Origin of the sequence: Aeribacillus composti (assembly GCF_031760945.1) — a bacterium.
GTDB lineage: Bacteria > Bacillota > Bacilli > Bacillales > Aeribacillaceae > Aeribacillus > Aeribacillus composti.
Map to the genome: position 1 here is coordinate 2,729,659 of NZ_CP134501.1, position 17,841 is coordinate 2,747,499.

A 17,841-nucleotide genomic window follows, 5' to 3' on the forward strand; every position below is an offset into this window, starting at 1 on the left:
AAAAAGCATCGGTCCTTTTATTTGAATTCATCAGCAGAATAAGCTTTAAAGGTATTGATGACATTTAAATAATTCTCTTTATTTTTTACGGGAATTCCTCTTTTTAGTTGCAGGTGGCGATAGCTTTCCAGTTTTTTTATATCGATCTGGAAAAAAGACTGAATGACTTCATTGTCTGCGTCAGGCTTCCCGTTAAAAATCGACAAAGTCCCGTCTTCCATAATACCGAAAAAACCATTTGTTTTTAATAAAGGAGAGAGGTCATCAATTTGCTTTTGAAAGACAATTTCGTCGCCATCCTGACGAACAACCTGCCAATCTTGATATTTCGCAATTACATCTGCGATAGAATGATGATGTTCTGTTTTGACCTCTTCGCTCACTTCGCCATCAAGATAAACTCTTCTCAAGATGACTTCAACTGTCGAGGAATGATGATTCGCATTTGCGAAAGATGCTTCAGGATGGAAATGACAAAAAGCTAAGATCATCAAAGTATAACAAAAGAGGCAAAATACCTTTTTCACATGCCACCACTCCTGAACTTATAACACATTTGTTTTTATTTATTGTAGCCATCATGAGAAGTTTTAACCCTTAGTCCTGATTCTTCATCTTATTACATATTATGGAAATTACCTTGTATATCATGGCATGCTTGTATATTAATACGTTTCAATTAGAAAAAGTAAAATGGATAACTTAACAATTTCATTTTTTCAGCTGTTAGATTTTTCAAATCGTTAATATCAACAAATTTTCAATCACTCATCTTCCTGCATATTATGGAAGACTTCTTGGACATCGTCGTCATCTTCAAGGACATCGATTAATTTGTACATTTTTTCAGCTGTTGTTTCATCTAGTTGCGTGTACGTTTGAGGAATCCATGTGATTTCCGCTGTTTCCAGTTTATATCCTTTTTCTTCTAAAGCGGTTTTTACATTATTCAAATTTTCAGGAGCGGTATAAATTTCAAACGCCTCGCCTGACGCTTCTAATTCTTCTGCTCCAGCGTCAATTGCTTCAAGAAACAAGTCATCCTCTTCAATTCCGTTACCATCAATAACAATATATCCCTTTCGTTCGAACATATAGGATACACAACCAGTTTCTCCTAAGTTTCCTCCGTTTTTATTAAAAGCAGTGCGAACACTTGTTGCTGTACGGTTTTTATTGTCCGTCAGACATTTTACCATTACAGCGACACCGCCGGGGCCATATCCTTCATATGTAATTTCTTCATAGTTGGCTCCATCTTGGCTGCCGGTCGCTTTTTTAATTGCTCGTTCTATATTATCGTTCGGCATGTTGGCAGCTTTAGCCTTGTCAATGGCAAGTCTGAGGCTCGGATTCGCGTCAGGATCTCCTCCGCCTTGTTTAGCCGCAACATAAATTTCTTTTGCCAATTTCATAAAAATTTTGCCCCGCTTCGCATCTTGGGCATTTTTTCTTCTTTGAATATTTTTCCATTTAGAATGTCCTGCCATTCTAAAAATCCCCTCTCATAAACAAATCTCGATTTTTAATATAACATATTTTATTTACCGGGAAAAATTGTTCTTCACAAAAGAAACAGGGAGGAGTTCTCCCTGTCTCGTTAGCGGTTATTTCCCTCAAAAGGCTCTGTTACTGCTTCTCCAATATCATTGAATAGACGTTGGATATCTTCCCCTACATCCGTACCGTTATTCAAGTTATTATTAATGTTTCGCACACGAGTAAAAGTTTCCTCGTCTGTTACAATATGGATGCTTTTATTTCCAGCCAGTCTTGATACAACTCGTTTGGCTCGATTTTTTACGTTCTGTTCGTTTCGATCAGTTGTATTGATCGCTACTACAACCCTGTCATTTGTTACGAGCGTATCAACATCCTGCACGTTTTTCAGCCGGCTTACCTGATCAGAAATTCGTTCGGCTAATTGAGCATTATTCGAGCCCACATCCCGTAAATGATTATGATAATTGACATCGCTTCTTTGGAAGCCGTTGTTTCTTCTATCGTTCACTGTCAGCGAGCGGTCTCTATTGCGGTCATTTGCATCGCGGAGCATATCATTGTCATCCATTCCGCCGTCAAACATTTCAGTGATCGGTCCATCATTATCAACGTAATCAAAATTGCGATCCCGATCAGCTGAATAGTAGCCAATTGGTGCTGCACCATTTCGATCACGGTCATCCAATGCACCATTATTGTTGTTGCACGCCGCAAGACCAATTGTCATAAAAGAAAGGGCAATAGCTGCGGAAACTGATTTTCTCAATGAAAAAACCCCCTGAAAAACAATTTGAGCATAATAGCTCATCCATAGCTTGTTCTATCAGGGGAGGTTTATTGCTGTTAGTTCCCGGCAATTAATTAAAATTTTGGCGGTGCTGCCGCTAAATTTCGTTTATGCTCAGAACGTCTATGCAGCGCTTCAATGATTTCTTTATCTTTCTCAGGAATTTCCTCTCCCTTTAAAAATTTGTCAATCATATCATATGTTGTTCCCATTTCGTTTTCATCCGTTTGTCCTTCCCACAAACCGGCGCTTGGAGCTTTATTAATAATTTCATCCGGAACTCCTAAAATTTTTGCCATTTCCCTTACTTCGCCTTTTGTAAAATGTACAAGAGGAACAAGGTCTACACCGCCGTCTCCGTATTTCGTAAAATAGCCCGTATACCATTCAGCTGCATTATCAGTGCCAACAACCATGTAACGATAATTGTTTGCCACAGCGTATAATGTTGTCATTCTGAGCCGCGCGCGCGTATTCGCGTCGCCTAATCTTGATGCTTCTTCATTCCAATCGTTTTTAGCTTGAATATTTTTTTGAATGGCGTGAAAAAGCGTTTCATGAGTTTCGGTCAAGTCGATCACCATATAATCAATGTTGCAGCTTTTCACTACTTTTAAAGCATCTTCTTGATCTTTCGGATTGCTTTTACATGGCATGATTAGGCCAAGCGAATGCTCAGGAAACGCTCGCTTAATGAGATGAGCAACTACGGCGGAATCAATTCCCCCGCTTATTCCAACAATTGCACCGTTTAATCCTGCGTTTTTTACTTGATTTTGAAGCCATTCGATTAGTTTTGCAATTTTTTCCTGCATTATGTCATGCACCTTCCTTAGCATCATTTCTTTTTATTATCCATTGTATCATATTGTGTTTTACGAAAAATAAATCATGTCATGAAATTTTCAAAGAAAAAAGAGACGATTTTTATCATCGTCTCCAATAAAATTAATCTTCATCTTCTTCATCTTGCGGTGCAACGAACTGGTTATAATCATAGTAAGGCACAGCATAAGGGTAATGCGGTATTCCATATGGTACAAATGGAGCCGCTCGATATCCATAAGGTACAGGACCTCCGCAGCCGCAGTCATCCTGATGACTCGGAAAAGCTCCAGTATGAGGTATATTCTCTGCAAATTCTTGATTTTCCGCCGCCTCCGGGCTTACCCATTGACCGTGCGGTATTCCATAAGGTGCAGCATAAGGTGTCGGCGCCAATCCTGATCCTGGATATACAGGAGATACCGGATGGCATCCTAAGAATGGAAACGGTGGACAAAGAACAGGATATGGTACATATGGAACTACGGGTTGCGGACTGTATTGTATTGGTGAAACGTTTGGCGGAATGTTAGGTGCAACATTAGGCGGAATATTGGGCGGAATATTAGGTGCAACGTTTTCGTAACCATACGCTTCATCATATTCATCATCATCATCAAAATCTTCGCCATATTGTTGCGGGCTTACAAATTGATAATTCGGGGCAGGGTTCGGAATATTTGGCCAGACAGGCGCGTAATAAGGCTGCCATTGGGCTCCATAATATGGATTGACATTCGAAAATTGCGGATTCGTCATATCTTTGTTGTCCTCCTCTTTACTTTCTTCTCCTTTATCCAAAACTTCATGGAACACATTTTCAGGCTTTTTCGGAAGCTGCGGTTTTGAATCTTTTGAAGCGTAGGGATACGTTGGAGCCTTTTCCGCTTCTTCATGGATATTCATCATCGGCATATTGAGCATAAAATAATTGCTTACATCAGTTTTTTTCGGATAGTAAGGCTGATAAACTTTTGGAACGGGAGGCACATATGGCTTAGACGGCTTCTCCTTTGCTTCCGGTTCCTCCGTCTCAATAGGAGCAACAGGTTTTTCCTCTGCAAAAGGATGTTCCTTTGCTTCCTTTTTAAAAGCTACTTTTGGCACTTCTTTCTTTAATTCATGTTTCACTTCCTTTTTAATTGGCACATCGCCAGTTGGAATTTTTATTTTCATTCCTGGCATAATAAGATCAGGATTGCTCAATTGGGAATTCAACTTTTTTAACTCTTGGAAATCGACTCCATATTTTTGAGCAATTTTCCATAGTGTATCGCCTTTTTGAACAATGTGGATTTTCACTGTTTCCCCCTCCTGTGAAAACGTACTGCCTATACAACTTTCGAATCAAAACATTCATAAATCTTCTTCATCACAACTTATGCAAATTTTAGTGGGATTATGATTTAAAAATGAAGGCTAAGAAAAACGATCCTCTTTTTTAAAAGCCAATTGATATCGATATCAGTACACAGCTGCTGATTTATGCTGCAAAAATACAAAAATAAAAATACCCGGGGAGGGACCCCAGGCATTCAAATTGTTCTTCGTACTTTTGCTATCCCGCATGCATATGGGCAATTGCAATATTTTTCCTTTTTATGAGCTATGATCCAGCATGCGATTTAATGCAAGAACTGCATACTCTTTAATTGATTCATCCACAATGATTTGATTAATTATTTTTCCTTTATCGATTGATTCCAGCGCCCAAACTAAGTGGGGCAGATCAATTCGATTCATTGTTAAACACGGACACATATATGGATTTAAAGAAACGATCTCTTTGTCGGGATTATTTTGTATTAACCGATTCACTAGATTCATTTCTGTTCCGATTGCCCACTTGCTTCCTTTCGGGGAGTTTTGAATCGTATCAATAATATATTTTGTGGATCCCGAATAATCGGCCATCTGAACAACCTCAAATGTACATTCAGGATGAACGATAATTTTCATATCGGGATATTTGCTGCGAATATGTTCAATATTTTTTACTGTAAATTTCTCATGCACTGAGCAATGGCCTTTCCATAAGATGATGGCGACATCTTCCCTTGTTCCATCATAATGCAGCTTTTGTTCAATCGGATCCCAGACAGCCATCTTATTAAGGGGAATACCCAGTTTAAAGGCAGTATTTCTCCCTAAGTGCTGATCAGGTAAAAACAAAATTCTCTTTTTTTGCTTCAGCGCCCAAGCCAGCATCGTTTCAGCATTTGAGGAGGTTACCGTTGCTCCGCCATTTTTACCGACAAAAGCTTTAATCTCTGCTGATGAATTGACATATGTTAATGGCAAAATCGTGTCGTCAAAAAGCTCTTGCAGCTTGCTCCAAGCGGCTTCTGTTTGTTTGATATTTGCCATATCCGCCATCGAACAGCCAGCTCTCATATCCGGAAGAATCACCTTTTGATAAGGCGATGTCAACATGTCTGCTGTTTCTGCCATAAAATGAACACCACAAAAGACAATATATTCGGCATCTTTTGTTTCTTGCGCTATTTGTGCCAGCTTTAACGAATCTCCTGTTACATCTGCAAATTGGATCACTTCGTCTTTTTGATAATGATGACCTGGGATCATCAGCCTTGTTCCGAATTTCTTTTTGATTTCTATCACACGGTTTTCCAATTCTTCCACAGATCGATGTTTATAATCTTCAGGCATCATTTCTGTTTTTGAAGCATCCAACAATTCAAAAAGATTCATAGCTCATTCCTCCCCGAAAAAGATAAACTAATGTCTATTGAAGGTGCTGAATGGGTAATAAACCCAAGCGATATAAAATCAACATTTGTATCTTTGTAATCCGCTAAATTTTTTAACGTAATTCCGCCTGAAGCTTCTGTAATAATATCAGGCGGAGTCATAGCAACAAATTTTTTCACTTGTTCAGGCGGGCAATTGTCAAACATGATAATATCGGGATGTACTGAAATTGCTTCTTTCAATTGCTCTTCCGTTTCAACCTCCACCTCAATTTTTACCATGTGACCGACCCGATTTCTTACCCTTTCAACTGCTTTTGTAATCGAACCGCAAAAGGCAATATGGTTGTCTTTAATCATCACCCCGTCATATAAACCAAATCTGTGATTATATCCTCCCCCTATGCGGACAGCATACTTTTCAAACATTCTAAGCCCAGGTGTTGTTTTTCTTGTATCACAAATTTTTGTATGCGTTGAATTTAACGTCAGCACCGCTTGTTTTGTCAAAGTTGCGATCCCGCTCATTCGCTGCAGCAGATTTAACACTACGCGCTCTCCTTGTAAGATGGAACGAATAGAACCTTTTATGACAGCAATCTCTTCCCCCGCTGTCAGCTCATGTCCATCTTTTACAAACATGTGAACTTCAAGGTTGGGGTTTAACATCGAAAAAGCGGTTTTCACCACGTTTTCTCCACAAAAAACTCCGCTTTGTTTTGCTTTTATGACGCCCGATCCTCGGTCGTTTTCTGAGAAAATCGCATCGCTGGACAAATCATTGTCTCCTATGTCCTCCATAAAAAATTGCTTCAATGCCTGCTCGAGTTTTATTTGATTCATGTTTCAACCGCCCCTATCCTTTGCTCGTTTGTTTGTACAATTCGTTTTTCCAGCCATTCAGGTTTTTCCCCTGGATAATCGATCCTGAAATGGCCGCCGCGGCTTTCCTTTCGTAAAAGAGCTCCTTTAGCTATTAAATATCCGGCTGTGATCATGTTAATCCGTTCGATTTCTTCAATTGAATAACTTATAGCATTTAATGGAAAATATTTGACATATCGCTTCAGCCATGAAACAGCCCATGCCAGTTCTCCATGCGTCCGTTCGATTCCAACCCATTTTGTCAATATTTTGCGTATTTCTCCTTTTTCTGGAACCTCTGTTTTTTCATGTTCGTTCCAATGGAAATCCCCAAAACTCTCCTGTGAAGACAGCCACTGATCCAGTATAAATTTTGCAATCCTTTTTCCGAATACAAGACCTTCTAAAAGAGAATTTGATGCTAGACGATTTGCCCCGTGGACACCGGTACACGCCAATTCGCCTACAGCATAAAGCCGATCGATATTCGTTCTGCCGACTAAATCGGTTTCAATTCCGCCCATTAAAAAATGCATGCCAGGCACTACAGGAATTTTCTTCTCGCTCAAATTTACCCGATTTTGCCAACACATCTCAGCAATCGTCGGAAAACGTTCGGAAAAAAATTGAATTTCTGAAATATCCAAATACACTTGATGTCCATCCCGATATTTACGATAAATTGCGCGGGCAACAACATCTCGAGGAGCCAAATCACCTAATGGGTGAATTTCGCTCATAAATCTTTGCCCCGTTTCATCGATCAATACAGCGCCTTCACCCCTGACCGCTTCAGAAATCAATCCTCTGCATGTCCCGTTTATATAAAGCATTGTTGGATGAAACTGTGTAAACTCCATATCGATCAGCCTGCATCCAGCCCGAAAAGCAATGGCAAGTCCGTCTCCCGTTGCGTTCGGATGATTGGATGTCCATTCATAAGCTTGACCGCAGCCGCCGGTTGCCAAAATAATATGGGAGGCTGTATAGACATGTATATTTTCATCTGCTGTTTTGGTAATAATGCCAACTGCCCTTCCGTCCTTTACAACGACATCACAAACAAACTGATATTCATTGATTGTTATCCGGTTTGTTATTTTTTTCAAAAAATGCTCTACCATTTTCCTTCCCGTCGCATCTCCTCCTGCATGGAGAATGCGGCGAAAGGAGTGCGCCCCTTCATTTCCTAAATCCACATTTCCTTGCTCGTCCTTGTCAAATGGAAAGCCCTCATCCATAAGGGATGAAATAATTTCCTTTCCTTCTTGTACGAGCAGCTCAACTGCTTCCTTTTTATTGTGGTAGCGCCCAGCATATAATGTATCTTCATAATGAAGGCAGCTATGATCATTTTCATGTATGGCACATGCAATTCCACCTTGAGCTAAATGAGAATTAGAACTAGTTTTCATCGTTTTTGTAATCATTAATATGTTCATTTTTTCACATAATTCGCTTGCAACCGTTAATGCGGCAATACCGCTTCCGACGATGATGACATCATAATGGGTCATCAACAACCCCCCTTATAAATTTACACATGTCTTGACACATATATTTACACAAAAATACAATATTGACAAGAGGAATTTTTCACAAAATTTTTAAGGCTTGAATAGAGAGGGGCGAAAACAATTGATATACTTTGATTTTGCAGCAACGACCCCCATGAGTGAAAAAGCGATTGCTTCATACACCGAAGCGGCAAAATTTGCTTACGGAAACTCAAGCAGTCTGCATGATATCGGCGGCAAAGCGTATGAACTATTGACAGCGTCAAGGAAAGCATTTGCAGCGTTATTAGGAGGAGATCCAAACGGTGTTTATTTTACTAGCGGCGGTTCTGAAGGCAACATACTGGCCATCCAATCATTATTAAATAGCACGCCAAACAAAAAGCATATTATTGCTTCTTCACTTGAACATGCATCCATTGACCATTATTTGTCTTTATTGCGTGCGAAAGGATATGACATTACATTTTTAAAGCATGATCAAAATGGAAATATTTTAATGGAGCATCTTGAAGAAGAAATCCGTGAAGATACGGCCCTTGTCACCATCCAGCACGGCAATTCCGAAATCGGAACAATTCAAAATATAAAGGAAATTGGCTTGTTTTTAAAAAAGAGGAAAATATACTTTCATACTGATTGTGTGCAAACGTTTGGAAAACTGTTGATTCCCGTCGATGAGATGAATGCTGATGCCTATACATTTTCTTCACATAAAATTTACGGTCCAAAGGGCGTAGGAGCAGTGTATATTCATCCAGCAGCAAGCTGGTCGCCAGTGATTCCCGGAACAACACATGAGGACGGATTTCGTCCAGGCACTGTCAACGTTCCAGGCATTTTTTCCTTTGTCACTGCCGCAAATGAGTTTTATAATCAAAGAGAGAAGCATTTTAACCATTTCATCAAGCTCAAGCAGCATTTGATCAGCCAATTAAAGAAACAGCTGCCCACGATAACGATTGTCAATGAAACGAAAAAAGAGGTTCTCCCAAATATTGTTGGTGTTGTCACAAACAGTTTAGAAGGTCAATTTGTAATGCTCGAATTGAACCGAAAAGGATTTGCGGTCTCAACTGGAAGCGCCTGTCAAGCTGGAAATAGTCATCCTTCTAAAACCCTTCTTTCAATCGGCTTTGACAAAGATTCCGCTCATCAATTTATTCGTATTTCCTTTGGAATTACAAATACAATCTCGGAAGTCGATGAGCTTATCAATGCGATTCTATCCATCGTTCAATAAGAGTTTTGAAAGGCTGGTGTTTATGGAAAAAATATTAGGGGACAAGCGGAGGGAAGTGATTCTCGAATGGTTAAAAAATGAAAATCGGCCGATCACGGGAGGGGAATTGGCCTCACGGACGAATGTCAGCCGTCAAGTCATCGTTCAAGATATTTCTCTTTTAAAAGCACTCGGAGAACCGATTTTAGCCACAAGTCAGGGATATATGTATTTAAAAGAAAGAACGAATGAGGCAAAAAAAGCGAAACGTCTTATTGCCTGCAAGCACGCTCCGGAAAAAACAAAGGAGGAATTGAACATTATTGTTGATTACGGAGCGACTGTAAAAGATGTGATCGTTGAACATCCAGTGTACGGGGACTTGACCGCATCGATTATGGTAAGCAATCGAAAAGAAGTAGATGAGTTCATAAAAAAAATCGAAACAACAAACGCCTCTTATTTGTCGGAATTAACGAACGGCATTCATTTGCACACCATTCTTGCCGACAATGAAAAAACTTTAAATGATGTTTGTGCAGCTCTTGATCAAGCAGGATTTTTAATTCGTGACGATCATTGATTAATCAAGCCAGGCATCCTGCAATGGATGCTCGGCTTTTTTTATAGTTTATAAGCCGGAAAGCTTCCGAGAATCTTGACGCCGCAGCCTAAAGCCTCCAGTTCTTGGATTGCCCCGGGTATTAAAACATCATCCATTTTTGATTCTATATCTATAATAAACAAGTAATCTCCTAATCCCGTTTTCATTGGACGAGATTCAATTTTTGATAAATTCAGTTTTCTCCATGCAAATGCAGACAATACTTGATGCAGGGCACCTACATGGTCTGTCGGCAACGTTACAACTAATGTCGTCTTTTCACCGACTTTATTATGGTGGTTATTTTCTATTTGAAAATCTTGATCCGGATGTAAAATAACAAATCGTGTATGGTTGTAATCATAATCGTGAATATTATATTTCACAATAGCTAAATCATACTCTTTTGCCGCCAACTCATTGGCAATGACAGCCATATTTTCTTCCGGATGTTGATGAATATATTCTGCAGCGGCTCCTGTCGATGTGGCATATTCGATCGAAACATCCGGCATATGCTCATGTAAAAATTTATGGCATTGTGCAATAGCATGTGAATGAGAAAATACTTTTTCGATTTTTTTCCAATCATCCTTCCTGCAAGGATGAACCATTAAATGCTGCTTGATTGGAACAACAATTTCACCGACAATATGCAGTGTATTTTCATGAATTAAATAATCAATTGTAAGATTGACCGACCCCTCAAGCGCGTTTTCAAGCGGAACAACAGCAATGTTTGTTTCTTGCTTGACGACTGCATCCATGACATGTGGAATCGTTCGGTAAGGGACTAGTTTTACATCGTTTTCAAAAAATTTTGAGACGGCCAAATGAGTAAATGTTGCTTTCGGTCCCAAATAGCTGATTTTCATCTGTATATCTTCCTTCCTAATTCTATGCACCTGAACTTAATAGTTCGACCTTTTCTACAAATTCTAGCTTCCGCAATTTTAATAATAAAACGTTCATATCCTCTTTCATTCCGTTCGTATTTAATGATAAAGTCACATTGGCTCTTCCTTGAATCGGAATGGTTTGGTGAATTGTCAGCACATTGCAGCCTGCTTCAGCCACAACTTTAAGCAAATGCGACAGCGTTCCGGAACGATCTTCTAAATGGAAAAACAACGTAATGATTTTTTCTTTGACAACAGTATGAAAAGGAAAAACCGCGTCTCTGTATTTATAAAACGCACTTCGGCTCAAGTCAACGAGCTGCACAGCTTCTTGAACGGACGAGACTTTGCCTCGTTCAAGAAGCTTTTTCACTTCGAGCGTTTTTTTCATTGCTTCCGGCAGCACATCTTCCCTTACCAAATAAAAAATTTCGTCTTTCATCTACCGTCTCCTTTCCCACCCATATGCGATGAAGCATGAAGGACACAGATTTTATGTGCAAAATGTTTTATTCAATGAATTCAAATTCAAATTCCAGCAGCCTGACTGTATCCCCGTCTTTTGCACCGCGCTCTCTTAATGCGTCGTCTACCCCCATTTTGCGAAGCTGTCTTGCAAAACGGCGAACGGATTCGTCTCTTGAAAAATCGGTCATTTTAAACAGCTTTTCAACTTTTTCACCTGATAAAATAAACGCTCCATCGCTGTCACGGCTGATGGTAAAGCTCGGCTTTTCATCCTTTAATGTATACACGACGCGATTCGGAGCAGATGTTTCCGTTTCGTCAAAGTAAAGAGGGAATTCCGGTGTTTTTTCCAGTAAATCGGCAATAGCAAATAACAGCTCGCGAATTCCTTGGCGTGTAACGGCTGATATTGGAAAAATGCTGACATTTTTGTCTTGCAGCTTTCTTTTAAATTGTGAAAGATTTTCAGCAGCATTTGGCATATCCATTTTGTTGGCGACAACAATTTTCGGCCGCTCCGTCAGCCTTAAATTATATTGTTTTAATTCTTCATTGATCGTCAGGTAATCCTCATACGGATCACGGCCTTCCATTGCGGACATATCAATGACATGAACGATGACTCTTGTTCTTTCAATATGACGCAAAAATTGATGTCCAAGACCTACTCCTTGATGAGCGCCTTCAATAAGACCCGGTAAATCTGCCATCACAAAACTGCGTCCGTCTTCGGTCTCAACAACACCTAAATTCGGCACAATCGTCGTAAAATGGTAGGCAGCGATTTTTGGTTTAGCACTTGATACAACTGATAAAAGAGTGGACTTCCCAACGCTCGGAAATCCGACAAGCCCGACATCAGCCAAAAGCTTTAATTCCAATGTTACATATCGTTCTTCGCCCGGCTCCCCTTTTTCGCATATTTCAGGCGCCGGATTCGTTGGCGAGGCAAATCGGGTGTTTCCTCTGCCGCCCCGTCCTCCTTTGGCAATCACGCTTCTTTGCCCGTGCTCGGTTAAATCTGCGATCACTTCTTTTGTATCATCATCTATTACAACAGTACCGGGAGGAACTTTCACAACAAGGGGTTCGGCATTTTTCCCGTGCTGATTTTTAGACATCCCGTTTTCGCCTTTTGGAGCTTTAAAATGTTTTTTATAGCGAAAATCCATTAACGTCCGAAGACCTTCATCCACTTCAAAAATCACATCTCCGCCCTTTCCGCCGTCTCCCCCTGCAGGGCCTCCTTTCGGAACATATTTTTCACGGCGGAAAGCAACCATGCCGTTCCCGCCATCTCCGCCCTTCACATATACCTTCACTTGATCGACAAACATTGAGCTTCAGCCTCCTTTCATTGTTTCATCACGACTTACTGACCATCAATGTAAATTCATATGTATCAAAATGTATTTGTTGAATGGTGATTGCATCTGATTGGTACTGCTCTAAAAATGTTAAAAGAGTCTTATCATCCGTTAGTATACCATTAAAATCATAAAAGAACCGGACATTGTTTTCTGTTTTAAAGAGTTCTAATGTTACGGTTATATGATTTTCTTGTTTTTTATCAATATTTTGATTAAGGATTTGAAAAAGATCTGTTGTAAAATGGAACATTTCCTCATCTAGACTAGAACAATCCATCGCTTCCCCTAGCACTTCATAATCCAAAATGAGAAGGTGTCCTTTCCAGTTATATGTTAAAAGCAGCTCTGCAAAACTGGGCATGTTTAAATTGCAAAGTTTTGATTCTTGCTTTGCTTCCACGACAATTTCATCAATAATTTCCTTCACCCGATCGTATTTTTTTAATGATAAATGGCCTTTAATTAATTGCAATTTATTCATCCAATCATGTCTGGAGTGGCTTAATGCGTCAACAATACTCCATCTCTCTCTTTGATCAGCCATGGTTCCACTCCCATCAAGCTATCTTTTTAAACATGTACAAAAATTATATCAACTTTCCATTAAAAAAACACCGAAAAAGAAAACTCTAACCAAAAAGGCTAGAGTTTTTCAAGTGTTTGCTTATGCTTCTTTTGCTATCGGATACACGCTGACTTTTTTCTTGTCGCGTCCATATCGTTCAAAACGGACGATGCCGTCTACTTTCGCATAAAGCGTATCATCCCCGCCGCGGCCAACATTCAAACCAGGATAAACTTTTGTACCTCTTTGACGATAAAGAATGGAGCCGCCTGTAACAAATTGGCCGTCCGCACGTTTTGCACCTAATCGTTTTGCGATGGAATCACGTCCGTTTTTCGTGGACCCAACTCCTTTTTTCGATGCGAAAAATTGAAGATCCAATTTTAGCATGAGTGCCACCTCCTAATCTTTTTTTGTAACGATTCGAATAAACTTTCCATACCCTCGCTCGATCGTTTGTAATGAAACAAGCATTCCTTCAAGCAATAATTGGATTTTTTCAAATGAATCCGTGTCAACTTGATCAGGAACCTGTACGTGCAAAAATCCGCCTTCTTCCGATTGTTCAACATTCATATCGACATTGGCTAAAGCTTTGATCGCATTTACTGCTCCAAAAGAAACAGCTGAAGCGCCTGCACATACGATGTCCTTCCCGTGCTCTGCGAAGTCCGCATGCCCTTTCATTGTAAACGACCGGATGAATCCTTCTTTCGAACGATGGATGGTCACATGTATCATATGAAACAGCCTTTATTATGCATTAATTTTTTCAATGACAACTTTTGTGTACGGTTGGCGATGACCTTGTTTTCTACGGTAATTTTTTTTCGGTTTATATTTAAAAACGATAATTTTCTTACCTCGGCCATGCTTTTCAACTTTTGCCGTAACCGTAGCTCCTTCTACCAGCGGGTTACCTACCTTTACGTTGTCTCCTCCAACGAAAAGCACCTTATCAAAAGTAACTGTTTCACCTTCTTGAGCGTCTAATTTTTCCACATAAATGGCTTGACCCTCTTCAACTTTCACTTGTTTCCCGCCAGTTTCAATGATTGCGTACATATTCTGCACCTCCTATTTAACTAAGACTCGCCAGATTAGGGTGTCGGATAACCGAGCTTCAAACCCAAACTGAGCGGTTGTAGCACGGGTGCTACAAAAAACAATAACAAATTGATCTTAACAAAATATGAATGTATATGTCAATACATTTTGGAGATCCGTAAAGACACTTCCTCTTCTGTTCCCCATTGGCGAATTTCGAATCCTTTTACATGATCGGAAGGACTGAAGAAAATCTTCATGCCTATTAGTTCTTCAAGCTTTTTTAAATGTTTCTCATATTCACATGTAAAAAAATCGCAAACTTCTGGGGCCGCTTCTACAAGGACGGCTTCGTCATCTGATCCAGCATGTTCAAGAAGGGTTCTTTCAAGTTCAAAAGCAATGCTTTCAACCGTCCTTTTTCTTCCTGTTCCGCCGCATGCTGGACATGGTTCGAGCAAAAGCTCGGAAAGAGATTTTCGAGTTTTTTTCCTTGTTAATTGCAATATATTTAATTCGGTAAAACCGATGACTTTTGTGAAAATGCGGTCCTTTTCCAATTCTTTTTGAAACAATCTCAAAATCCGGCTTCGATCTTCCTTCTCCATATCAATAAAATCGATCAAAATGATTCCGCTCAAATTTCTTAATCTTAACTGCCGGGCAATTTCTTTTGCCGCCTCCTCATTGGTTTTTAAAACCGTATCTCGGTACGTATTTTTCCCCGAAAATTTCCCTGTATTAACATCAATGACAATCATTGCTTCCGTTTCTTCAATTACGATAAACGCGCCGTTTTTTAGCCAAACAATTTTTTTCAGCGCCTTTTCGATTTCATGTTCGATTGCATAATAAGAAAAAATATTTTCGTTTTCGGAATAAAAATCAATGGAAAATGGGAACAAATCTCCGTAATTTTTTTTCAATTCTTTTACAGTGCTTATGTCATCAATGACAATTTCATCCAATACATGCGGTGAAATTTCAGCGATAATTTGCTCTATAAAACTTTCTGAACCGAATAATAAGCTCGGCACTTTTTTGCTTTTCAGCTGTTGTTCAAAACTGCTCAGCATGTCATCGAACCATTTTTTTATTGTTTGGTCATCCGCTCTTTCCGCAGCAGTTCGGAAAACGATGCCCCCTTTGTTTGAGCATAACGTTTCCCCGAGAAGCTGCAATCTTTTTCTTTCTTCCTGGGAAATAATTTTTTTAGAAATTGCCACCGTGCGGCCAAAGGGCTGATATACAAAAAAAGGGGACCGCAATTCAATATTCATTGTGACTTTAGGGCCTTTAAATTCTCCTGATTCTTTTACAACTTGAACGATTACCTCTTCACCTTGAGAAATAAAATGCCGGACATTTTTATTTTTTAATGCCTCATTCGTTCGGAACGCCTCAAAATACGACATAATGTCATTCCGGTGAAGATAGCCGTTTCTTCCCTGACCTAAATCAACAAAAACAGCCTCCATACCAGGAAGGACTTTTGTTACTTTTCCTTTATAAATGTTGCCGACAATCGTGTTTTTTTCTTTTATCCATACTTCCGCCAGTCGTCCGTTTTCCAATAATGCAATGCGTTCATCATCCGTTTTTTTATTTATAATTAATTGCCGCAACCCAACAACCTCTTTTCATGTATTGTTTCCTATTTCAATACCATGTTTTCCTGCAGGCGTCAATAAACGTACTGTAAATCGCCCATTTTTCCGTCCGTCTTTTTTTCCGAAAAAAAACTGTGCAGAAGCTCATTTTCATCAAGCTGAAAAAGTTTTTTTCCATCGTCCTCCACTATAATAGGGTGCTTGCAACCCCGCTGAAATTTCAGCAGCACGTGGTAAATCAAATCATCGCGATCAACAATGATCGGCTTTAACACTGTGAACGCTTTATGATTTCCATAATACCTTTCCATCAAGAAGCGAATATATACAAATTGTCTTTGTTTATATTCCGTATAAATGGAGTGGACGATAAAGGCTGCGATAATCCACCCGCTTAAAAGAGTAGGGTTAAAAAAAAGCAAAAAAAGGAACAAACATGAAAAAACAACTGCAGATATGCGAAGCATTTCCTTATGAGCAACTGAAAAAGGTTTTTGTTTGCTCAGCAAAATAAAAAGAAGCTTTCCTCCATCAAGGGGCCAAATGGGAACAAGATTAAAAAGGAAAATAGACATATTAAAAAAAATAAACATTTCATATGTAGAGTCGTTTATGAAATTCGCTTCCCAAAAAATCCATGCAGCTATTTGCATCCATAAATGCTGAATCGGTCCAGATATAACAACAAACAGATCTTCTTTCAAGGGACGATTTCCATGCTCCTCCATTTCCACTACACCGCCAAAAGGAAGAAGCTGAATGGACTTGATCCTCCATGAAAAAAAACTGGCGCAAACAGCATGCCCCATTTCATGAATAAAAACTATTGAGAAAAGGATGCAAAGAGCTTTAAATTGCGCTGTCATTGCTCCGATTGCAATCAACACCCAAAAGATAGGATGAATATGTATTTTCGACAATAAGGAAAAATATTTATTCAAATGAGATCACCTGACTCGGGTCAATAAATGTGTCGCCCTTTTTTATGGCAAAATAGTATGTTCCATGCTGGTTTTGGCTTTGCTTTACTTTGCCTACAGGTTTTCCTGTTTCGACAAAGTCATACAGCGCTACATTTAGCTCTTCCAGGTTCCCATACCAGGTTTCTATTCCATCAGCATGTTGAATCACCACAGTCAGACCAGTATCCTCCTTCTTTCCAGCTTCAATAACAATTCCTTCATTCATGGCCTCTACCGTTTTATTATTTGTTTCGATCATCACGCCTTGCCCGGTATCTTTAAAGCTCTGAAGCACCTTTCCTGATGCCGGAACCGCATATTGACTTTCTTTAGATCCACTTTCTTCTTTCGATTGTTTTTTCAAAAACGCTAATGGATTCCCAAATTGTTCTTCGTACCATTTGGAAACATATGCAAAGTTAAACTCCTTTTCCATCACATGGCTGACGAAATCTCTAGCTTTCAGAAATTCTGCCCGGTCATTTTTAAAAATAATACCGATCATCAGGACGATGCAGGCAGAGATTAGCAATTTTGTTATAAAAACGTCCGAACGGAACAATGGATGAAAATTTTTACTTCCTTCTGCCTCTACATAAAGAGGGGAGTCCGCGTCAACTTGCACGTTTTCTTGTGTGATTTGATTGATAAATGGAACAGATATATCATCACTGCTGCTTGAACTGCTCGAAAGCATGCTGTTCATTCTTTTTCGTTTACGCTTTGCTATTCGTTTTTTTATTTCTTTTGCTCGACGATTCATCATCCATCATCCTTTTGCAATTTTGTACAAGTTTATGCCCTGTCCTTACCGTTTATGACAATAAAGCCATTTTGCATTTCTTAAAGCGATATCTAGGCAAATGTTTATCTTTGACCTTGATAAA

At 39.4% G+C, this 17,841-nt stretch carries 19 protein-coding genes, 1 pseudogene and 1 other annotated feature; of the genes and pseudogenes, 2 read left to right on the plus strand and 18 right to left on the minus strand.

All coding sequences use genetic code 11. From position 1 onward, the window contains the following. Positions 1–17 precede the first annotated feature (17 nt). The 8 genes and pseudogenes from RI196_RS13305 to nadB form a co-directional block, all read right to left on the minus strand. Positions 18–527 (minus strand): BofC C-terminal domain-containing protein, encoded by a 510-nt coding sequence (locus tag RI196_RS13305; RefSeq protein ID WP_235600442.1) that lies wholly within the window; start codon positions 525–527, stop codon positions 18–20. Between the two features lie 237 nt (positions 528–764). Further along, positions 765–1,490, minus strand: coding sequence for a YebC/PmpR family DNA-binding transcriptional regulator (locus tag RI196_RS13310; RefSeq protein ID WP_144597700.1), 726 nt, complete (start codon positions 1,488–1,490; stop codon positions 765–767). Positions 1,491–1,600: 110 nt separating this feature from the next. Next, positions 1,601–2,269, minus strand: a complete 669-nt coding sequence (locus RI196_RS13315; protein WP_311066355.1) for a YhcN/YlaJ family sporulation lipoprotein — start codon at positions 2,267–2,269, stop codon at positions 1,601–1,603. Positions 2,270–2,364: 95 nt separating this feature from the next. After that, on the minus strand, positions 2,365–3,105 hold the full coding sequence (nadE, locus tag RI196_RS13320) for an NAD(+) synthase (RefSeq protein WP_130156071.1): 741 nt from the start codon (positions 3,103–3,105) through the stop codon (positions 2,365–2,367). A 1,164-nt stretch (positions 3,106–4,269) separates the two neighbouring features. After that, a pseudogene (gene safA / locus RI196_RS18745) lies at positions 4,270–4,417 on the minus strand (SafA/ExsA family spore coat assembly protein); the annotation flags it as partial. Positions 4,418–4,714: 297 nt separating this feature from the next. After that, positions 4,715–5,827 carry a quinolinate synthase NadA gene (gene nadA / locus RI196_RS13330; protein ID WP_130156075.1) on the minus strand — a complete coding sequence of 371 codons (1,113 nt, stop codon included), beginning with the start codon at positions 5,825–5,827 and terminating at the stop codon, positions 4,715–4,717. After that, entirely contained in the window at positions 5,824–6,669 is an 846-nt protein-coding gene (gene nadC, locus RI196_RS13335; protein WP_311066357.1) for a carboxylating nicotinate-nucleotide diphosphorylase, read from the minus strand. The genes nadA and nadC overlap by 4 nt, the downstream gene beginning before the upstream one ends. After that, positions 6,666–8,207, minus strand: a complete 1,542-nt coding sequence (nadB, locus tag RI196_RS13340) for an L-aspartate oxidase (protein WP_311066358.1) — start codon at positions 8,205–8,207, stop codon at positions 6,666–6,668. Before nadB ends, nadC begins: the two co-directional genes overlap by 4 nt. A gap of 121 nt (positions 8,208–8,328) precedes the next feature. Here nadB and RI196_RS13345 point away from each other — a divergent pair, with 121 nt between their 5' ends. Together RI196_RS13345 and RI196_RS13350 are read left to right on the plus strand one after the other, a co-directional pair. Further along, entirely contained in the window at positions 8,329–9,450 is a 1,122-nt protein-coding gene (locus RI196_RS13345) for an IscS subfamily cysteine desulfurase (RefSeq protein WP_311066359.1), read from the plus strand. Between the two features lie 22 nt (positions 9,451–9,472). Next, positions 9,473–10,012 (plus strand): transcription repressor NadR, encoded by a 540-nt coding sequence (locus RI196_RS13350; RefSeq protein ID WP_198318535.1) that lies wholly within the window; start codon positions 9,473–9,475, stop codon positions 10,010–10,012. Between the two features lie 41 nt (positions 10,013–10,053). On the opposite strand, the gene pheA is transcribed toward RI196_RS13350, so the two are convergent. The 10 genes from pheA to RI196_RS13400 form a co-directional block, all read right to left on the minus strand. After that, positions 10,054–10,908, minus strand: coding sequence for a prephenate dehydratase (gene pheA, locus RI196_RS13355; protein WP_063387959.1), 855 nt, complete (start codon positions 10,906–10,908; stop codon positions 10,054–10,056). Between the two features lie 22 nt (positions 10,909–10,930). Then, positions 10,931–11,374: a transcriptional regulator ThrR gene (gene thrR, locus RI196_RS13360; protein WP_063387958.1), complete on the minus strand. Its 444-nt coding sequence runs from the start codon at positions 11,372–11,374 to the stop codon at positions 10,931–10,933. Between the two features lie 67 nt (positions 11,375–11,441). Next, positions 11,442–12,737 (minus strand): GTPase ObgE, encoded by a 1,296-nt coding sequence (gene obgE, locus RI196_RS13365; RefSeq protein WP_311066360.1) that lies wholly within the window; start codon positions 12,735–12,737, stop codon positions 11,442–11,444. A 28-nt stretch (positions 12,738–12,765) separates the two neighbouring features. Next, positions 12,766–13,314 carry a Spo0B C-terminal domain-containing protein gene (locus tag RI196_RS13370; protein WP_063387956.1) on the minus strand — a complete coding sequence of 183 codons (549 nt, stop codon included), beginning with the start codon at positions 13,312–13,314 and terminating at the stop codon, positions 12,766–12,768. A 120-nt stretch (positions 13,315–13,434) separates the two neighbouring features. Beyond that, positions 13,435–13,725 (minus strand): 50S ribosomal protein L27, encoded by a 291-nt coding sequence (rpmA, locus tag RI196_RS13375; protein WP_063387955.1) that lies wholly within the window; start codon positions 13,723–13,725, stop codon positions 13,435–13,437. A gap of 12 nt (positions 13,726–13,737) precedes the next feature. Further along, positions 13,738–14,076: a ribosomal-processing cysteine protease Prp gene (locus RI196_RS13380; RefSeq protein ID WP_063387954.1), complete on the minus strand. Its 339-nt coding sequence runs from the start codon at positions 14,074–14,076 to the stop codon at positions 13,738–13,740. A gap of 15 nt (positions 14,077–14,091) precedes the next feature. After that, positions 14,092–14,400: a 50S ribosomal protein L21 gene (rplU, locus tag RI196_RS13385; protein WP_063387953.1), complete on the minus strand. Its 309-nt coding sequence runs from the start codon at positions 14,398–14,400 to the stop codon at positions 14,092–14,094. Positions 14,401–14,413: 13 nt separating this feature from the next. Then, positions 14,414–14,489, minus strand: a sequence feature (ribosomal protein L21 leader region). 51 nt (positions 14,490–14,540) lie between these two features. After that, positions 14,541–16,007: an Rne/Rng family ribonuclease gene (locus RI196_RS13390; protein WP_311066361.1), complete on the minus strand. Its 1,467-nt coding sequence runs from the start codon at positions 16,005–16,007 to the stop codon at positions 14,541–14,543. A 59-nt stretch (positions 16,008–16,066) separates the two neighbouring features. Beyond that, entirely contained in the window at positions 16,067–16,933 is an 867-nt protein-coding gene (locus RI196_RS13395) for a M50 family metallopeptidase (protein WP_311066362.1), read from the minus strand. Beyond that, entirely contained in the window at positions 16,926–17,720 is a 795-nt protein-coding gene (locus RI196_RS13400) for a M23 family metallopeptidase (RefSeq protein ID WP_063387950.1), read from the minus strand. The genes RI196_RS13395 and RI196_RS13400 overlap by 8 nt, the downstream gene beginning before the upstream one ends. Between the last annotated feature and the right edge of the window lie 121 nt (positions 17,721–17,841).

Coding starts and splice junctions, on each gene's coding strand:
- RI196_RS13310 (WP_144597700.1), bottom strand. CDS start 1,490: ATGGCAGGACATTCTAAATGGAAAAATATTCAAAGAAGAAAAAATGCC.
- nadE (WP_130156071.1), bottom strand. CDS start 3,105: ATGCAGGAAAAAATTGCAAAACTAATCGAATGGCTTCAAAATCAAGTA.
- nadA (WP_130156075.1), bottom strand. CDS start 5,827: ATGAATCTTTTTGAATTGTTGGATGCTTCAAAAACAGAAATGATGCCT.
- nadC (WP_311066357.1), bottom strand. CDS start 6,669: ATGAATCAAATAAAACTCGAGCAGGCATTGAAGCAATTTTTTATGGAG.
- nadB (WP_311066358.1), bottom strand. CDS start 8,207: ATGACCCATTATGATGTCATCATCGTCGGAAGCGGTATTGCCGCATTA.
- RI196_RS13350 (WP_198318535.1), top strand. CDS start 9,473: ATGGAAAAAATATTAGGGGACAAGCGGAGGGAAGTGATTCTCGAATGG.
- pheA (WP_063387959.1), bottom strand. CDS start 10,908: ATGAAAATCAGCTATTTGGGACCGAAAGCAACATTTACTCATTTGGCC.
- thrR (WP_063387958.1), bottom strand. CDS start 11,374: ATGAAAGACGAAATTTTTTATTTGGTAAGGGAAGATGTGCTGCCGGAA.
- obgE (WP_311066360.1), bottom strand. CDS start 12,737: ATGTTTGTCGATCAAGTGAAGGTATATGTGAAGGGCGGAGATGGCGGG.
- RI196_RS13370 (WP_063387956.1), bottom strand. CDS start 13,314: ATGGCTGATCAAAGAGAGAGATGGAGTATTGTTGACGCATTAAGCCAC.
- rpmA (WP_063387955.1), bottom strand. CDS start 13,725: ATGCTAAAATTGGATCTTCAATTTTTCGCATCGAAAAAAGGAGTTGGG.
- RI196_RS13380 (WP_063387954.1), bottom strand. CDS start 14,076: ATGATACATGTGACCATCCATCGTTCGAAAGAAGGATTCATCCGGTCG.
- rplU (WP_063387953.1), bottom strand. CDS start 14,400: ATGTACGCAATCATTGAAACTGGCGGGAAACAAGTGAAAGTTGAAGAG.
- RI196_RS13400 (WP_063387950.1), bottom strand. CDS start 17,720: ATGATGAATCGTCGAGCAAAAGAAATAAAAAAACGAATAGCAAAGCGT.